The following is a 16,741-nucleotide window of genomic DNA, read 5'->3' as shown; positions in this document are numbered from 1 at the left end:
CCCCCGAACCCGAGGGAATGATTATCGGAAATGGATGTTTTCGAAAATATCCAAATCGGATTCAAAGCGCGCCTGCTGTTGCGCCTTGGGACTTGCGGCGATGAAGGTGGCGCAGGCGGCGCTTTTCATGTCGGCGCAGGCGGCCACGCGCGCGCCGCCCGAACGATCGGCCCACAGGCTCTGCCCTTCCAGGAAGGCATATTGCAGGCTGTCGCGCGCCATCGCCTTGAGATCGCGATAGCCGAGCTTCTGGTCGGTCGCGGCGCGCAGATATTCGTTGGTCATGTCGCTGCGTGCGACGCCTTCGTCATCGGTCGACAGCACCACGGGCACGCCATAGCTGCGGTAGAGGGCGAGCGGATGATCGGCGCCCTTCACGCCCAGGATCACGTCGTTGCTGGTCAGGTTGATTTCCACCGCGACGCGGTCCTTCGCCATGCGGCGGAGGAGGGCGGGGGCGTCGGCCTCGAACGCGATGTCGACGCCGTGGCCGATCCGCTTGGCGCCCGCCACATCGACCGCTTGGGCGATGTGCGACTTCAGGTCGCGCGGGGGGACGAGGCCCAGCGTGAGTTCGCCGGCGTGGAGCGACAGCGCGACGTTCGGATGCTTCGCCTTCAGCCACTTGAGCATCGCCATGTGGAGCGCATAGTCGCGGCGGGGCACCGGCTCATGTTCGGGCGCGACGATGTTGACGCCGACGAAGCGCGTATCCGCCTCGGCCAGCGCGAAGCCGTAAGCGAGCTGTGCGAAGACGATGCGCGGATCGAGATTGCGCAACGCGCAGGGCAGATAGCGTATCGCGACCGCGCAGCCGGGCTGAGCCGAGGCGGTGCCACAACCGAGCATCCGCTTCGCCTCCGCCTCCGCCGCGTCCATTTCGGCGCGACCGGCGGCGACGGCCTGCGCCATTGCCGGCGCGATCGCGGCGTCGAGCTTCGCGAAGTCGGTGCCGTCGCCGCCGTCGCGCATCGCCACGGGGAGCAGCGCGCGCATCGGCGACAGGATCGTCATCGGCTCGATATAGCCGACATGGTCGTAGGCCGCCTGTTCCAGCGTGGTGGCGATGATCTTGCCCGTCTGCCCGCGCGTGCCGGGGCCGAACGCCTCGAACGTGTGGAAGAAGCGGTCTTGGCCGGGGATGCGGGGATCGCCGAAGCCGCGTTCGAAGCCGCGCGTCGAAATCGCATCGACGACGCGCGAATAGAGTTTGGCATCGGCATCCAACCCCTCGGCCGGAACGCTGCCGGGCGCCTTGCAGGGCGCATCGACGATGTGCGCGGTGGCGATGTCGATGCACAAACCGGCGTCGCCGGCCCAACTCAGCGCATCCTCGGCATAGGTCGATCCGCCCAGATGGTTGTGGAGGTCAGCACCCTTGGGCATCGCCTGCAGGAACAGGCGCAGCTTCGCGCGATCCGCCGCGATCGACGCCATATAGGCCGCGGTGCGCGCCTCCGGGCTGGGCGCGGGCGCAGGCTTGGCGGCGAGCGACGACGCGGCGGCGAGCACGACAGCGAGCGCGGTTGCGGACAGGATCGACAGGCGCATGAACTTCCCCTTTGTGCGCGAGCGTGGCGGATCGGGTTCGCACTCGCAACATCGATTTCGGCTCGCTGTTCGCACCTGCAAAAAATGCTTGCCGAAACGAAGCGAAATCCGCATCAATTCATAATTCGCTTACTTCGGGGGAATGGCGATGGCGGAAGATCGGGACGGGGCGGCGTTGCGCATATCGGCGGCGGCGATCGGCCTTGTCCTGCCGCCGGAGACGATCGAGGGCGTGGCCGCCAATGCCGCGTTGCTCGAAGCGCATGCCGCGAAGCTGGCCGACTTCCCCCTGCCGGACGATCCCCGCCCATGATGTCCGCCGCCGGCATCGCCGCCGAGGTGCGATCGGGCCAGCGCAGCGCGCGCGCCTTCGCCGAGGCCGCCATTGCCGCGATCCGCGCGAAGGACGGCGCGATCGGCGCGGTGACGCGGTTGCTCGACGAACGCGCGCTGGCCGAAGCTGATGCGGTCGATGCGATCGTCGCGGCAGGGCGCGATCCGGGGCCGCTGGCGGGCGTGCCTTATGGTGTGAAGGATCTGTTCGACGTCGCGGGCCTGCCGACCACCGCGGGGGCGGGGATGCGCGCCGATGCGACGCCTGCTGTCGCCGATGCCGAGGCGGTGGCGCGGTTGAAGGCGGCGGGTGCGGTGCTGATCGCGACGCTCAACATGGACGAATATGCCTATGGCTTCGTCACGGTGAACGCGGCTTATGGCACCACGCGCAACCCGCATGATCCGGCGCGGCTGTGCGGGGGGTCGTCGGGCGGTTCGGCGGCGGCGGTGGCTGCGGGCATGCTGCCGCTGTCGCTCGGGTCCGACACCAACGGATCGATCCGCATCCCCGCCGCGCTGACGGGCCTTTACGGGCTGAAGCCGACGCACGGCGCGCTGCCGATGGCGGGGGTGTTTCCGTTCGTGGAGAGCTTCGACGATATCGGGCCGTTTGCGCGCAGCGTGGCCGATCTGGAACTGGCGTGGACCACGCTCTCCGGTCATCCCCGCGAAGGCGGGGACCCATCCAGTCTCTCCGCGCATGACGGCCTTGGATGGGCCCCCGCCTTCGCGGGGGTGACGGTTGGAAGGCTCGACGGCTGGTTCCGCGCCGATGCCGATCCCGAACTGCTCGACGGTCTCGATGGCTTTGCCGACGCGCTGGGCGGAGGGCCGCTGGTCGAATTGCCCGAGGTGGCGCGCGCGCGCTCGGCGGCGTTCGTGATGACGGCGGCGGAGGGCGGGGCGCTGCACCTGCCGACATTGCGTACCCGCGCGATGGACTATGACCCCGCGACGCGCGACCGGCTGCTCGCCGGCGCGCTGCTGCCCGCCGCGCATTATGTCCGCGCGCAACGTTTCCGCAGCTGGTTCGCGGCGCGCGCGGCCGAACTGTTCGAACGGTTCGACGTGCTGCTCGCGCCCGCAGCACCCTGCGTCGCGCCCTTGATCGACGATCAGACGATGATCGTCGGCGGTGAGAAGGTGCCGGCGCGTGCGAATATCGGCTTGCTCACGCAACCGCTCAGCTTCATCGGGCTTCCCGTCCTCACCGTGCCGTTGCTGCGGCCGGGCAGATTGCCGCTGGGTGTCCAGCTGGTCGGCAAGCCCGGCGGCGAGGCGACCTTGTTCGCCGCCGCCGCCCGACTGGAGGCCGCAGGGCTGACGGGCTTTTCGGAGCCGTGCGATGTGCGATAGGGTGATGGCGATCGGTAACGGCCGGCGCGCGGGAGGAGAAATAGACGCCAAGGGGGTGGCACACGCATGAGCGCGATCGAACGTTATTTCGGCCTGGCGGAACGGGGGACCAATACCCGGACCGAGATCGTCGCGGGCACGACCACCTTCCTGACGATGGCCTATATCATCCTGGTGAACCCGGCGATCCTGGGTCAGGCCGGAATGCCGGTCGCCGCGGTCGCCGCCGCGACCTGCCTCGCCGCCGCCTTCGCCAGCATATTGATGGGTTTTGCGGCCAACGTGCCCCTGGCGCTCGCGCCCGGCATGGGGCTGAACGCCTATTTCAGCTTCACCGTCGTTCAACAAATGGGCGTGCCGTGGCCGGTGGCGCTCGGCTGCGTGTTCGTATCGGGCGTGGTGTTCCTGCTGCTGACGCTGGGCGGCATACGCCAGATGATCGTCGCGGCGATCCCGCCGCATCTGTTCGCGGCGGTGGCGGGCGGCATCGGGCTGTTCATAGGTTTCATCGGGCTGAAAAATGCCGGGATCGTGGTGTCGAACCCGGCGACTTCGGTGGCGCTGGGCGATCTCCACGCGGCGGGGCCGCTGCTCGCGATTGCGGGCCTCGTCATCATCTCGGTACTGAGCATGTGGAACGTGCGCGGGGCGATGCTGATCGGCATCGTCGCGACGACCCTGCTCGGCTGGCTGTTCGGCGCAGTCGAGTTCAAGCCCGAACCCTATAATCTCGCGGCGATGACCGAGACGGCGTTCAAGCTCGATCTCGCGGGCGTGTTCGGCGGGACGGGGCATGGCATCGGCCTGCTCGAAATCCTGTTCGTCTTCCTGTTCGTCGACCTGTTCGACAATATCGGGACTTTGGTGGCGGTGACGAAGCGTGCGGGCCTGATCGAGCCGGACGGCAAGATTCCGCGCCTGAACCGCATCCTTTTCACCGACTCGATCGCGACGATCTTCGGTTCGATGGCGGGCACCAGCACCGTCACCTCCTATGTCGAAAGCGCGGCGGGCGTGCAGGCGGGCGGGCGCACCGGCCTGACGGCGGTGGTAACGGGCGTGCTGTTCCTCGCCGCGATGTTCGTGGCGCCTTATGCACAGCTGATCCCGATCGCCGCGACCGCACCGGCGCTGATCCTCGTCGGCGGGCTGATGATGGCGCCGCTGGTCGAAGTGCCGTGGGACGATGCGGAGATGGCGATCCCGGCCTTCCTGACGCTCGCGCTGATCCCGCTGACATTCTCGATCGCCAACGGCCTCGCCTTCGGCATCACCGCGCATGCCGCGCTCAAGCTGCTCAAGGGCAAGGCGACCAAGCGCGACTGGCTGCTGTTCGTGCTCGCCGGCCTGTTCGTCGTCCGCTTCGCGTGGATGGCCGGCGGCGCCTGATGCTCCACACGCCGAAATCGCTGCGCGGTATGGTGACCGCGCCGCATCACCTCGCAAGCCAGGCGGGGCTTTCGGTGTTGCAGGATGGCGGATCGGCGATCGAAGCGGCGGTCGCGACGGCGGCGGCGCTGGCGGTGGTCTATCCGCATATGAACTCGATCGGCGGCGACAGCTTCTGGCTGGTCGCCGAACCGGACGGGAGCGTCCACGCGGTGAGCGCGGTTGGCGGCGCGGCGCAGGCGGCGGACCTCGATCTCTATGCGGGGATGGGCGCGGTGCCGTGGCGCGGGCCGCTGGCGGCGAATACCGTCGCGGGGACGATTTCGGGGTGGGAGGCGATGCTGGCGCGCGTGCCCGATCCGCTGCCGCTCGATCGCCTGCTGCGCGATGCGATTGCCCATGCCGAAAAAGGCGTGGTAGTGACCAGGGGCGGGGCCGAGATAGCCGCTGCCAAGGACGCCGAATTGCGCGACGTCTTCGGCTATGCGGAGATATTCCGGGGCGGGGGGGAACCGCTATCGGAGGGCGAGATCCTGCGGCAACCGGCGCTGGCGGAAACGCTGCGCCGGCTGGCGTCGCAGGGTCTCGTCGACTTCTACACCGGCGCGCTGGCCGCCGACATCGCCGCCGATCTGGCGGCGGCGGGCAGCCCGGTGAGCGCCGCCGATCTGGCCGCGCACCGCGCGACCACGCCCGATCCGCTGAACGTTGCGATTTCGGGCGCGCGCCTCTTCAACATGACCCCGCCGACGCAAGGGATCGCCTCGCTGCTGATCCTCGCCCTGTTCGATCGGCTTCGTGTAGGACTGATAGACGGTTTCGATCATATCCACGGATTGATAGAGGCGACCAAACAGGCCTTCCTGTTCCGCGACGCCGAGGTGGGCGATCCGGCGTACATGACGGTCGATCCGCAGGCCTTGCTCGACGACGCCGCCGCGCTCGATGCGATGGCGGCGCGGATCGATCGGGCGAGGGCGCTGCCGTGGCCGCATGTGCCCGCGCTGGGCGACACGGTGTGGTTCGGCGCGATCGATGCCGAGGGGCGGGCGGTCAGCGCGATCCAGTCGACCTATTTCGAGTTCGGATCGGGCGTGACTTTGCCGAAGACGGGCATAGTCTGGCAGAATCGCGGCGCCAGCTTCCGTCTCTCACCCGATGGCTGGAATGCGCTGAAGCCCGGCCGCAAGCCGTTCCACACGCTCAACCCGGCGATCGCTTTGTTCGATGACGGGCGGCGCATGGCGTACGGGACGATGGGCGGGGAGGGGCAGCCGCAGACGCAGGCGGCGGTCTTTTCGCGCTACAATCTGGGGATGCCATTGCAGGCCGCGATCACCGCCCCGCGCTGGCTGCTCGGCAAGACGTGGGGCGAGGAGAGCGTGACCCTCAAGCTTGAGGATCGCTTCGATCCCGCGCTGGTGCGGCAGTTGGCCGAGGCGGGGCATGATGTCGAACTGCTGGGCGATTTCACCTCGACGATGGGCCATGCCGGTGCGCTGGTCCGCCATCCCGACGGCGTGATCGAGGGCGCGACCGATCCGCGCAGCGACGGCGCGGTGGCGGCGTGGTGACGGGTGGGGCGCGGGCTGTCGCGCGCTGCGACGAACTCGGCGTCGCGCCGTATAGCGACAGCACGGATGGGCTGTTCCGCGCTTACCTGACGCCAGCCCATGCGGCGTCGCTCGATCGGCTCGGGGGCTGGATGGCGGAAGCGGGGATGAGCGTGCGGCTCGATCCCGCCGCCAATCTGATCGGGCGCTACGAAGGTTCGGACCCGGACGCGCCCGCTTTGCTGATCGGATCGCATATCGACAGCGTGCGCGATGCGGGCCGCTATGATGGGCCGCTGGGGATCATGTTGGGGGTGGAGGCTGTCGCGGCGCTGGGCGGGCGGCGACTGCCCTTTCCGATCGAGGTGATCGCATTCGGGGATGAGGAAGGCTCGCGCTTTCCAGCGTCGATGCTGTGCAGCCGGGCGGTGGCGGGGACGCTGGAGGCCGGGGCGGTCGATGTAGCGGATCGGGATGGGGTTGGGTTGATCGACGCTATCTCCACCTTTCCCGACACGAGCGGAGATTTTTATAGTTCTCGTTACAAATCGGCGCTCGCCTTCCTCGAGCCGCATATCGAACAGGGGCCGGTCCTCGAAGCCGAAGGGCTGGCGCTGGGCGTCGTCTCCGGCATCGCCGCGCAGCTTCGCTATCAGGTCAGAATCAGCGGCAAGGCGGGGCACGCCGGCACCAATGCGATGCACCTGCGGCGCGACGCGCTGACAGGGGCGGCGGAGGCGGTGCTGGCGGTGGAGCGGATCGCGCGTGAGGCGGGGGGCGATGTCGTCGCCACCGTGGGGCGGATGGCTGTCGGCCCCGGCGCGGTCAATGTCGTGCCGGGCGAGGTGGAGTTTTCGATCGACGTGCGATCGGGCGACGAGGCGCTGCGCGACTTCACGGCACAGCGCATCGGCACGGCGATCGAGGCGATTTGCGGGGATCGCGGGCTGGGGCTGACGATCGAGCAGGTGCAGGATCTGGGCGCGTCGCCGTGCGACCCGAAGCTGACCGCCTTGCTCGAAGCCGCGTTGGTCGAGGCGGGGCATCCTGCGCGCACGCTCGTTTCGGGCGCGGGGCACGATACGATGGTGATGGCAAGCCTGTGCCCCACCGCGATGCTGTTCATCCGCTGCGAGGGCGGGGTCAGCCACAATCCGGTCGAGGCGGTGACCGCCGAAGATGCCGATGCGGCGTTGCAGGTGATTCGCCGGTTCATCGACAAATTGGGAGCGAACTACGTTGGTTGATCTCTACAGCCAGATCGATCCGCCGCAGCGGCTGCTGATGGGGCCGGGGCCGGTGAACGCGCATCCGCGCGTGCTGCGCGCGATGTCGGCCGATCTGCTGGGGCAGTTCGATCCCGAATTCACGACCTATATGAACGAGGTCATGGCGCTCTATCGCGCCGTTTTCCAGACCGAGAACCGCTGGACCTTCCTGATCGACGGCACCGCGCGCGCGGGGATCGAGGCGGCGCTCGTCTCGCTGATCGAGCCGGGGGCGACGGTACTGCTCGTCCGATCGGGGCGGTTCGGGCTGCTGCTGTCGGAGATTGTCGAGCGGTGCGGCGGCAATATCGTCACGGTCGATGCGGAGTGGGGCGAGGTGGTGCCGATGAGCGCGATCGCCGAGGCGGTGGCGACGCACAAGCCGGCGGTGGTCGCGTGCGTGCACGGTGATACGTCGACGACGATGGCGCAGCCGCTCGATGGGCTGGGCGACATCTGCCGGGCGCATGGGGCGCTCTCCTATGTCGATGCGACCGCGACGTTGGGCGGGATGGCGGTCGAGACGGACAAGTGGGGCGCGGATATCGTCACGGGCGGCTTGCAGAAGTGCATGGGCGGGCCGTCCGGATCGGCGCCGATCACGATTTCGGATCGCGCGGCGGAGTTCATTTTCGCGCGGCGGCATACCGAGAAGGGAATCGCCCGCGACGATCTGGCGCAGGGGGGCCGGGCGCGGATTGGATCCAACTATTTCGATCTCGCGATGATCATGGATTATTGGGGCGAGAAGCGTCTCAACCACCATACCGAGGCGACGACGATGCTCTACGGCGCGCGGGAGTGCGCGCGGATCGTGCTGGGCGAGGGGCTGGAGGCGCGCTTCGCCCGGCATGCGGCGGCCGGCCGCGCGATGACGGCGGGGCTGCGCGGCATGGGGCTGACCGTCTATGGCGACGATACGCATCGCATGGCGAACGTGACCGGCGTGTTCATTCCCGAGGGCGTCGATGGCGAGGCGGTGCGCCGCCGGATGCGCGAGGATTTCGAGATCGAGATCGGGACGGCGTTCGGGCCGCTCCAGGGCAAGATCTGGCGGATCGGCGCAATGGGCTACAATGCGATGAAGCATAAGGTGCTGATCACATTGGGCGCGCTGGAGGCGGTGCTGCGCGCGGAGGGCTTTGCGGTGAAGTCGGGCGCCGGGGTCGATGCGGCGCTGGAGGCGTGGGGATGATGCGCGACCTCGTCGGCTACGGGCAGAACCCACCCGATCCGCAATGGCCGAACGGCGCGCGGATCGCGGTGCAGTTCGTGATCAATTATGAGGAGGGGGCGGAGAACTCGATCCTCAACGGCGATGCGGGTTCGGAGGCGTTCCTGTCCGAAATGGTCGGCGCCGCGAGCCATGTTGGCGAGCGCGCGATGGCGATGGAAAGCCTGTACGAATATGGCAGCCGCGCAGGCTTCTGGCGGCTGCATCGGCTGTTCATGTCGCGCAATGCGCCCGTCACCGTCTTCGGCGTGGCCAAGGCGATGGAGAGCAATCCGGAGGCCGTCGCCGCGATGCAGGCGGCCGGGTGGGAGATCGCGACCCACGGGCTCAAGTGGATCGACTATCAGAAGGTGCCCGAGGATGTGGAGCGCGCCCATATCGCCGAGGCGATCGCGCTGCACACCAAGCTCACCGGAGAACGCCCGCTCGGCTGGTATCAGGGGCGGACCAGTCCGAACACCGCGCGGCTCGTCGTCGAGGAAGGCGGCTTTCTCTATGATGCCGACAGCTATGCCGACGATCTGCCTTATTATGACCGGCGGTTCGGCAAGCCGCAGCTGATCGTGCCCTATACGCTCGACGTCAACGACATGAAGATCGTGGCGCTCAACGGCTTTACCGAGGGCGAGCAGTTCTTCCGCCACATGCGCGATACGTTCGATGCTCTGTACGAAGAGGGCGGGCGGATGATGTCGATCGGGCTGCACGGCCGGATCGCGGGCAAGCCGGGGCGTGCGGCGGCGGTGGGGCGCTTCCTCGATCATGTGCTGGCGCATTCGGACGCGTGGATCGCGCGGCGGATCGATATCGCGCGCCATTGGCTGGAGGTGCATCCGGCATGACGATCGACGATGTGAATGCGCTGTCGGCGGCGGACTTCAACGCGAAGTTCGATTTCCTGTTCGAACATTCGCCGTGGATCGTCGCGGCGGCCGAGGCGCGGCGGCCCTTTGCGAGCGTCGGGGCGATGGAGGCGGCGTTCGCCGATGTGATCGAGGAAGCGGGCGAGGCGAAGCAGATCGCCCTGCTGCGTGCGCATCCCGAACTGGCGGGCAAGGCGGCGATCGCGAAGGAACTGACCGACGCCTCGACCGCCGAGCAGGCATCGGCGGGTCTCGATCGGCTGTCGCCCGATGAATATGCGCTGTTTCATCAGTTGAACGACGCTTACCGGACGCGCTTCGGCTTTCCCTTCATCATCGCGGTGCGGACGACCACCAAGCAGGGCATATTGACCGCGATGCACGACCGCGCGGCGAACGATGTGCCCGCCGAGATCGCGACCGCGCGGGGCGAGATCGCCAAGATCGTCCACCTGCGGCTGGTGGACGCGCTCGCATGACGCTCGAAGCCCTCAACGCGCAGGTCGCGGCCGATCTTGCCAAGATCGAGGTGGGGAAGCCGACATGGGTGCGCGAGACGCCGGGCGTCTATGACGTCGTGATCGTCGGCGGCGGGCAATCGGGGCTGGGCGCGGCGTTCGGGCTGATCCGCGAGCGCGTGTCGAACATCCTGATTATCGACGAAAATCCGGCGGGCTATGAGGGGCCGTGGGATACCTATGCCCGCATGGTGACATTGCGCACGCCCAAGGAGATCACGTCGATCGATCTGGGCGTCCCCTCGCTCACCTTCCGCAGCTTCTGGGAGGCGCAGCACGGCGCCGAGGGCTGGGCGGCGATCGACAAGATTCCGCGCCGCGACTGGATGGATTATCTGCGCTGGTATCGCGGGGTCCTGTCGCTGCCGGTCGAGAATGAGACGAAGCTGACCCTGCTCGATCGCGGATCGGACGGGCATTGGCGGCTGAGCGTCGAGGGGCCGGGCGGCGCGCGGACGATCGCGGCGCGCAAGGTGATCCTCGCCACCGGCATTCAGGGCGGCGGCGAGTGGCACACGCCCGATCTGGTCAAGCATCTGCCGCGCGATCGTTATGCGCATACATCCGAGGTGATCGACTTCGCAAAGCTCAAGGGCAAGCGGATCGCGATTCTCGGTGCGGGGGCGTCGAGCTTCGACAATGCCCAGCATGCGCTGGGCGAGGGCGTGGCCGAGGCGCATGTGTTCGTGCGGCGCAAGGTGTTGCCGCAGGTCAATCCGATCCGCTTCATGGAGCGTTGGGGGATGACGGGGCGGTTTGCCGCGCTCGACGATGCCGCGAAGTACCGCGTGATGGCGAGCTTCTTCGCGCGCAACCAGCCGCCGACCAACGATACGTTCCAACGCGCCGCGGCGTGGCCGGGCTTCCGCCTGCATCTGGGCGCGCCGTGGCTTTCAGTGCGCGAGGCGGATGGCGAAGTGGTGGTCGAGACGCCGGAAGGGTTCCACGGCTTCGATTTCCTGATCCTGTCGACCGGGCTGATCACCGATCCCAGGTTGCGCCCCGAACTCGCTTTGCTGGCCGACGATATCGTGCGGTGGCGCGATCGCTATGCGGCGCCGGCCGATCTGGCGAACCCGCTGATCGACGATCATCCCTATCTGGGGCCGGGTTTCCAGTTGCAGGGAAGTCCGAACCTGCACGGCCTGTTCGCGTTCAACTATTCGGGGCTGATCAGCCTGGGGTTGTCGGCCTCGGCGTTGTCGGGCCTGAAATATGCGATCCCCCGGCTGGTCGAGGGGGTCGCGAACCAGCTGTTCCTCGACGATCAGGAGGGCGCGTTGACCGATTACCTCGCCTATGACGAGCCGGAATTCGTCTCCGTATGGGAGCCGCGCTGATGGGGCTTTCGACCCATGTTCTCGACACGACCAACGGCGTTCCCGCGCGCGGCGTCGCGATCACGCTGCTGCATGAAGGCGCGGCGTGGTTCGAAGGCGTGACCAATGAGGACGGGCGCTGCCCCGGCCTGCTCGGCGATCGGCCGCTCGAGGTCGGGCATTACAGCCTGACCTTTGCGGTCGCCGATTATTTCCGGACGATGGGCCATGTCCTGCCCGAACCGCCGTTCATCGATCGGGTGACGATCGACTTCGCGGTGGCCGAGCCACAAGCGCATTATCATGTGCCGCTGCTCGTCTCGCCCTTCGGCTATTCGACGTATCGGGGGAGTTGAGTGCCGGTTCCTCTCCACAAGCTGTCTTTCCCGCGCAGGCGGGAACCCATCCAGTGTTGGCACACGGGAAAACTTTGGATAGGCCCCCGCCTGCGCGGGGGTGACGAAAAGTGATCGAGGCGTTTCGCGCCGAAATTCTGGCCGTCCCGGACGATCCGAGGAGCGGTGCGCCGATCGTCCATCATGCCGATGGGCTGCTGGTGGTCGAGAACGGGATCGTCGTTGCGGTCGGCGATCATGCCGATCTGGCGGGGCGGTTCGCCGAGGCGGGCGTTACCCATTTTCCGGGCAAGACGATCGTGCCCGGCTTCGTCGACGCGCATGTCCATTATCCGCAGACCGAGCGGATCGCGGCGCATGGGGCGCAACTGCTGGACTGGCTCGATCGGCATATCTTCCCGGCCGAAACCGCTTTCGCCGATCGCGATCATGCCGATGCGATTGCGGGCTTCTTCCTCGACGAACTGTTGAGGAACGGCACGACCAGCGCGCTGGTCTATGCGACCGTGCATCCGGAATCGGTCGATGCCCTGTTCGAAGCCGCGCTGACCCGCGACATGCGGATTGTGTCGGGCAAGGTGCTGATGGACCAGGGCGCCCCCGATGGGCTGCGCGATACGGTGGAGACCGGGCGCGCCGACAGCGAGGCGCTGATCGCCAAATGGCGCGGGCGCGGGCGGCTGCGTTACGCGGTGACGCCGCGTTTCGCGCTCACATCGACCGACGCACAATTGGTGAGCGCGGGCGAGATGGTCGCGGCGCATCCCGATGTGCTGATGCATACGCATCTCGCCGAAAATCTGGGCGAGGTGGCGGCGGTCGCGGCGCGTTTCACGACCGCAAAAGACTATCTCGACGCCTATGACCGCTTCGGGCTGGTCGGCGATCGATCGGTGTTCGCGCACTGCATCCAGATGGACGACGACGCCTTCGCGCGCATGGTGGCGAAGGGCGCGCATGCCGCCTTCTGCCCGACGTCGAACCTGTTCCTGGGATCGGGGCTGTTCGACCTGGAGAAAGCGTGCGCGCATGGCGTCGGCGTCGGGATCGGCACCGATATCGGGGCGGGGACCAGCTTCTCGCTGCTGCATACGCTGGGGGAGGCATACAAGGTCTGCCAGATGCGCGGGGTGAGCCTCGATCCATTCCGCGCGCTCCACCTCGCGACCGTCGGCGGGGCGAGGGCGCTCGGCATCGCCGATCGCGTCGGCGCGCTGAAAGTCGGGCAGGAGGCGGACTTTGCGGTGCTCGATCCGTGCGCGACGCCGTTGCTCGCGCGGCGGACAGCGGGGGCGGATCTGCACGACCGATTGTTCGCATTGCAGATCCTGGGGGATGACCGCGCGGTCGCCTTCACCTATCTGGCGGGCAAACTTGCCCACCAACGGGATCGTATATGACCGACCTGAACGCCTTCGTCTCCGGCCTGCCCAAGGCCGAACTGCACCTCCACATCGAAGGCTCGCTGGAGCCCGAAATGATGTTCGCGCTGGCCGAGCGCAACAAGGTCGAGATCCCGTTCAAGTCGGTCGAAGAAGTGCGGGCGGCCTACGAATTCTCGAACCTGCAGGACTTTCTCGACATCTATTATGCGGGCGCGAACGTGCTGCGCACCGAATGGGATTTCTGCGATCTCGCGACCGCCTATTTCGATCGCGCGGCGGCCGACAATGTCCGCCACGCCGAAATCTTCTTTGATCCGCAGACGCATACCGATCGTGGCATTCCGATCGATGTGGTGATCGACGGGCTGCTGGCGGGGATGGCCTCGGCGCAGGCGAAGCATGGCCTGACGTCGAAGCTGATCCTGTGTTTCCTGCGCCATCTCGACGAGGAAGCGGCGTTCGCGACGCTCAAGGCGGCCGAGCCGTGGCTCGATCGGATCGCGGGCGTCGGGCTCGACAGTTCGGAGCTTGGCCATCCGCCGTCGAAGTTCGAGCGCGTCTTTGCCCGCGCGGGCGAGATGGGGCTGCTCCGCGTTGCCCACGCAGGCGAGGAGGGGCCGGCGGACTATGTTCACGAGGCGCTCGATCTGCTCCACATCGATCGGCTCGATCATGGCAATCGCAGCCTCGACGACGCCGCGCTGACCGCGAAGCTGTCGCGCAGCGGCATGACGCTGACGGTCTGCCCGCTGTCCAACCTGAAGCTGTGCGTGGTGAACGATATCGATGCGCACCCGATCGAGCGGATGCTGCGCGCCGGGCTGCGTGCGACGATCAATTCGGACGATCCCGCCTATTTCGGCGGCTATGTGAACGACAATTATCGCGCGCTGATCCCCGCCGGGCGGCTCGACGCGAAGGACTTTGCGCGGCTTGCCCGCAACAGCTTCCTCGGATCCTTCCTGTCCGATGCCGAAGTGGCGGCGCATCTGGCGAAGCTGGATGATTATGTGACCGCGAAGGGCGCTTGATCGACGGGCTTTCCCTGCGCATAAGCCGCGCTTCCTTCGCGCCCCGGAGAATCTGATGCCGACCCTCACCCCCGTCGAGCAGGCCGAGTTCCTGACCGCCGTCCACTATGTCGCCGCGCGCGTGAAGGAGAGCGGCTGGGAGCCGACATTCATCATCGGCGTGGGCCGCGGCGGGCTGACCCCGGCGGTCTATCTGAGCCACGCGACGAACATCCCGATGCTGTCGGTCGATTATTCGTCGAACGTGCCCGATTTCGCCGCCGAGCTGCTGGTGAAGCTGGCCAAGCGCACCCAGACGGGCGAGCGGCTGTTGTTCGTCGACGACATCAACGATTCGGGCGGCACGATCACGCACCTGCGCACCGAACTGGCTTCCGCGGGCGCGGTGGCGGAAAATATCCGCTTCGGCGTGCTGATCGACAACACGATTTCGGCCGAGCGGGTCGACTATCGTTTCCGCACGATCGATCGGTCGCAGAACAAGGACTGGTTCGTCTTCCCGTGGGAAAAGGTGTCGACGGTCGACAAGATCGTCGAGGATTCGGAAGTCGTGCCCGAGCGCCTGGCCTAAGGCTTCACCCACGCCCGCAGCAGATCGATGCTGTGGGTCAGCCAGGCGGCGCGCCAGGCGGCGCTGCGCAGATCGGCGCCCAGCACGTTGGACAACGTATAGCTGTTGGCCAGGTGGAAGCGGCTGAGTGCGGTGATCGTGACGTAAAGCTGCACCGGATCGATGCCGGGGCGCATCACGCCCTTCGCCTCGCCGGCCGCGATGATCGCGGCGAGCCGTTCCTTCAGCCGCCCCGCCGCTTCAGGCACGCTCTGCGACTGGCGCAGGAAGCGGCCCTGCATCATGTTTTCGGATCGGATCAGCCCTTCGAGCAGCGGGTTCTTTTCGAAATAGCCGAAGGTGAAGCGCAACAGCGCCTCCACGCTGCCCAGCGGATCGGAAAGGTCGAAGGCGAGTTCGGCCTCCTGCGCGCGCAGATCGGCATAGGCCGATTCGATCACGGCGAGGTAGAGCGCCTGCTTGTTGCCGAAATGGTGGTAGAGCAGGCGGATGTTGCAGCGGGCGGCGGCGGCGATCCGTTCGGTGCGTCCGCCCGAAAAGCCGTGCGTGCCGAATTCGCGCGTGGCCGCACGCAATATTGCGGCGCGCGTGCGATCGGCGTCGCGCTTGCGCGGTTCCCCCGCCTGAGTTTGTGCACCCGCGATAACGCCACCCCCGTTACGAACACTATAATGTTGCATTGCGGCAACCGTAAGTAAGAATCCTGTTACCTCGTCTTGCGGACGGTCACACTTGTGTTAGGATCGATCCAACCCGCGCATGACGGGTGTAGGGGAGAGGCCGCCCGCGGGGGAACAAGGGGGCCCAATGGAAAAGGTTTCGCAGCGCAATATCGTGCGCCGTCAACTGCTGGCGGCTGCCGCGCTGTCATTTGCATGGATCGCTCCGGCGCAGGCGGCCGAGCCTGCCGCGCCGCTTCCGATTCGCATGGTGATCGTCACCGCGTTTGAAATCGGCGCCGACACCGGCGACAAGGCTGGTGAGTTTCAGGCCTGGGCCACGGTGATGCCCGACAAGATCGCCTTCCCGATGGGGTTCCGCGATCTGCGCTATGACGCGAAGAAGCAGGCGCTGCTGCTGTCCACCGGCGTCGGCACCAATCGCGCGGCCGCATCGACGATGGCGCTGGGCCTCGATCCGCGTTTCGATCTTTCCAAGGCCTATTGGATGATCGCCGCGATTGCGGGCGTGAACCCGAACGAGGCGTCGCTGGGGTCGGCCGCCTGGATCGGCGACGTGATCGACAGCGACTATGGCTATGCGGTCGATGTCCGCGAGGCACCGAAGGGCTGGACCGCCGGGCAGTGGCCGCGCGACCGCACCCAGCCGTACGAAATGCCGCGCTCGCCCGAGACGAGCTACAATCTGTTCCCGGTCAACAAGGGCCTGCGCGACTGGGCCTATACGCTGACCGCCAACGTGAAGCTGGCCGACACGCCCGATCTGCAGAAGATGCGCGCGACCTATACCGGCTTCCCCAAGGCGATGGAGCCGCCCAAGGTGATCAAGGGCGACGAGATCACCGGCCAGACCTTCTGGCATGGCGCTTTGCTCAACGCCCATTTCGAAAAATGGACGAAATATTGGGCGGGCGACAATGCCCGCTTCGCGATGACCGCGATGGAGGATTCGGGGGTCATCCAGTCGATCAAGATGCTCGCCAAGTCGGGCAAGGCCGATCCGCAGCGCGTTCTCGTGCTGCGCACCGGCAGCAATTATTCGATGCCGTCGCCCGCGTCGGGGCTGGGCGCGGCCGAAAGCCTGAATGCCGAGAATTCGGGCGGCTATTCGGGGCTTCAACCGTCATTGGATGCGGCCTTCATCGTCGGCGGCAAGGTCGTCGACGAGATTACGGGCCATTGGGACCGTTATCGCGACACGACACCCGGCGCCACTGCGGGAGCATCAGCCGCAGGGCCGTGAACGGGCCACGATATTCCAGGTCGTCCGCAGGGGGATGGATCGAGGGGAAGGACACCACAGGTGCCACCCGATGATCGGACCAGGGATT

At 66.9% G+C, this 16,741-nt stretch carries 16 protein-coding genes; 14 read left to right on the top strand and 2 right to left on the bottom strand.

The window, feature by feature from the left end:
- Positions 1 to 21: 21 nt before the first annotated feature.
- Entirely contained in the window at positions 22 to 1,551 is a 1,530-nt protein-coding gene (locus tag EOD43_RS23035; protein ID WP_240653479.1) for an adenosine deaminase family protein, read from the bottom strand.
- Positions 1,552 to 1,699: 148 nt separating this feature from the next.
- On the opposite strand from EOD43_RS23035, the gene EOD43_RS23030 reads away from it, so the two are divergent.
- The 13 genes from EOD43_RS23030 (at position 1,700) to EOD43_RS22970 (ending at position 14,730) form a co-directional block, all read left to right on the top strand.
- Positions 1,700 to 1,864: an AtzG-like protein gene (locus tag EOD43_RS23030; protein WP_164857418.1), complete on the top strand. Its 165-nt coding sequence runs from the start codon at positions 1,700 to 1,702 to the stop codon at positions 1,862 to 1,864.
- Positions 1,861 to 3,243: an AtzE family amidohydrolase gene (locus tag EOD43_RS23025; RefSeq protein WP_127746771.1), complete on the top strand. Its 1,383-nt coding sequence runs from the start codon at positions 1,861 to 1,863 to the stop codon at positions 3,241 to 3,243. Before EOD43_RS23030 ends, EOD43_RS23025 begins: the two co-directional genes overlap by 4 nt.
- 66 nt (positions 3,244 to 3,309) lie before the next feature.
- Entirely contained in the window at positions 3,310 to 4,632 is a 1,323-nt protein-coding gene (locus tag EOD43_RS23020; RefSeq protein ID WP_127746770.1) for an NCS2 family permease, read from the top strand.
- The gene (locus EOD43_RS23015; protein WP_127746769.1) at positions 4,632 to 6,206 is read left to right on the top strand and encodes a gamma-glutamyltransferase family protein; all 1,575 of its coding nucleotides are present in this window, start codon (positions 4,632 to 4,634) and stop codon (positions 6,204 to 6,206) included. The genes EOD43_RS23020 and EOD43_RS23015 overlap by 1 nt, the downstream gene beginning before the upstream one ends.
- Entirely contained in the window at positions 6,200 to 7,432 is a 1,233-nt protein-coding gene (locus EOD43_RS23010; RefSeq protein ID WP_127746768.1) for an allantoate amidohydrolase, read from the top strand. Before EOD43_RS23015 ends, EOD43_RS23010 begins: the two co-directional genes overlap by 7 nt.
- Positions 7,433 to 7,469: 37 nt before the next feature.
- Positions 7,470 to 8,648 (top strand): pyridoxal-phosphate-dependent aminotransferase family protein, encoded by a 1,179-nt coding sequence (locus EOD43_RS23005; protein ID WP_127746839.1) that lies wholly within the window; start codon positions 7,470 to 7,472, stop codon positions 8,646 to 8,648.
- Positions 8,645 to 9,529, top strand: a complete 885-nt coding sequence (gene puuE, locus EOD43_RS23000) for an allantoinase PuuE (RefSeq protein ID WP_164857417.1) — start codon at positions 8,645 to 8,647, stop codon at positions 9,527 to 9,529. The genes EOD43_RS23005 and puuE overlap by 4 nt, the downstream gene beginning before the upstream one ends.
- Positions 9,526 to 10,029 carry a 2-oxo-4-hydroxy-4-carboxy-5-ureidoimidazoline decarboxylase gene (gene uraD / locus EOD43_RS22995; RefSeq protein WP_127746766.1) on the top strand — a complete coding sequence of 168 codons (504 nt, stop codon included), beginning with the start codon at positions 9,526 to 9,528 and terminating at the stop codon, positions 10,027 to 10,029. Before puuE ends, uraD begins: the two co-directional genes overlap by 4 nt.
- Positions 10,026 to 11,408, top strand: a complete 1,383-nt coding sequence (locus EOD43_RS22990) for an FAD/NAD(P)-binding protein (RefSeq protein ID WP_127746765.1) — start codon at positions 10,026 to 10,028, stop codon at positions 11,406 to 11,408. Before uraD ends, EOD43_RS22990 begins: the two co-directional genes overlap by 4 nt.
- Positions 11,408 to 11,743: a hydroxyisourate hydrolase gene (uraH, locus tag EOD43_RS22985; RefSeq protein WP_127746764.1), complete on the top strand. Its 336-nt coding sequence runs from the start codon at positions 11,408 to 11,410 to the stop codon at positions 11,741 to 11,743. Before EOD43_RS22990 ends, uraH begins: the two co-directional genes overlap by 1 nt.
- A 110-nt stretch (positions 11,744 to 11,853) precedes the next feature.
- Positions 11,854 to 13,143 (top strand): guanine deaminase, encoded by a 1,290-nt coding sequence (gene guaD, locus EOD43_RS22980; protein ID WP_206363632.1) that lies wholly within the window; start codon positions 11,854 to 11,856, stop codon positions 13,141 to 13,143.
- On the top strand, positions 13,140 to 14,159 hold the full coding sequence (locus EOD43_RS22975; protein ID WP_127746763.1) for an adenosine deaminase: 1,020 nt from the start codon (positions 13,140 to 13,142) through the stop codon (positions 14,157 to 14,159). The genes guaD and EOD43_RS22975 overlap by 4 nt, the downstream gene beginning before the upstream one ends.
- A 55-nt stretch (positions 14,160 to 14,214) precedes the next feature.
- Entirely contained in the window at positions 14,215 to 14,730 is a 516-nt protein-coding gene (locus EOD43_RS22970; protein ID WP_127746762.1) for a phosphoribosyltransferase, read from the top strand.
- On the opposite strand, the gene EOD43_RS22965 is transcribed toward EOD43_RS22970, so the two are convergent.
- Positions 14,727 to 15,410: a TetR/AcrR family transcriptional regulator gene (locus tag EOD43_RS22965; RefSeq protein ID WP_127746761.1), complete on the bottom strand. Its 684-nt coding sequence runs from the start codon at positions 15,408 to 15,410 to the stop codon at positions 14,727 to 14,729. The two genes, EOD43_RS22970 and EOD43_RS22965, sit on opposite strands and share 4 nt — an antisense overlap.
- A 127-nt stretch (positions 15,411 to 15,537) precedes the next feature.
- Here EOD43_RS22965 and EOD43_RS22960 point away from each other — a divergent pair, with 127 nt between their 5' ends.
- A complete protein-coding gene (locus tag EOD43_RS22960; RefSeq protein WP_164857416.1) occupies positions 15,538 to 16,653 on the top strand; it encodes a purine-nucleoside phosphorylase in 1,116 nt (371 codons plus the stop codon).
- The last annotated feature ends 88 nt before the right edge of the window (positions 16,654 to 16,741 follow it).

This window comes from Sphingomonas crocodyli, from assembly GCF_004005865.1.
Classification (GTDB): Bacteria; Pseudomonadota; Alphaproteobacteria; order Sphingomonadales; family Sphingomonadaceae; genus Rhizorhabdus; species Rhizorhabdus crocodyli.
The sequence above is the reverse complement of the archived record's forward strand: the minus strand, read 5'-3'. Positions and strand labels throughout refer to the sequence as shown.

Coding starts and splice junctions, on each gene's coding strand:
- EOD43_RS23035 (WP_240653479.1), bottom strand. CDS start 1,551: ATGCGCCTGTCGATCCTGTCCGCAACCGCGCTCGCTGTCGTGCTCGCC.
- EOD43_RS23030 (WP_164857418.1), top strand. CDS start 1,700: ATGGCGGAAGATCGGGACGGGGCGGCGTTGCGCATATCGGCGGCGGCG.
- EOD43_RS23025 (WP_127746771.1), top strand. CDS start 1,861: ATGATGTCCGCCGCCGGCATCGCCGCCGAGGTGCGATCGGGCCAGCGC.
- EOD43_RS23020 (WP_127746770.1), top strand. CDS start 3,310: ATGAGCGCGATCGAACGTTATTTCGGCCTGGCGGAACGGGGGACCAAT.
- EOD43_RS23015 (WP_127746769.1), top strand. CDS start 4,632: ATGCTCCACACGCCGAAATCGCTGCGCGGTATGGTGACCGCGCCGCAT.
- EOD43_RS23005 (WP_127746839.1), top strand. CDS start 7,470: ATGGGGCCGGGGCCGGTGAACGCGCATCCGCGCGTGCTGCGCGCGATG.
- puuE (WP_164857417.1), top strand. CDS start 8,645: ATGATGCGCGACCTCGTCGGCTACGGGCAGAACCCACCCGATCCGCAA.
- uraD (WP_127746766.1), top strand. CDS start 9,526: ATGACGATCGACGATGTGAATGCGCTGTCGGCGGCGGACTTCAACGCG.
- EOD43_RS22990 (WP_127746765.1), top strand. CDS start 10,026: ATGACGCTCGAAGCCCTCAACGCGCAGGTCGCGGCCGATCTTGCCAAG.
- uraH (WP_127746764.1), top strand. CDS start 11,408: ATGGGGCTTTCGACCCATGTTCTCGACACGACCAACGGCGTTCCCGCG.
- EOD43_RS22975 (WP_127746763.1), top strand. CDS start 13,140: ATGACCGACCTGAACGCCTTCGTCTCCGGCCTGCCCAAGGCCGAACTG.
- EOD43_RS22970 (WP_127746762.1), top strand. CDS start 14,215: ATGCCGACCCTCACCCCCGTCGAGCAGGCCGAGTTCCTGACCGCCGTC.
- EOD43_RS22965 (WP_127746761.1), bottom strand. CDS start 15,410: ATGCAACATTATAGTGTTCGTAACGGGGGTGGCGTTATCGCGGGTGCA.
- EOD43_RS22960 (WP_164857416.1), top strand. CDS start 15,538: ATGGAAAAGGTTTCGCAGCGCAATATCGTGCGCCGTCAACTGCTGGCG.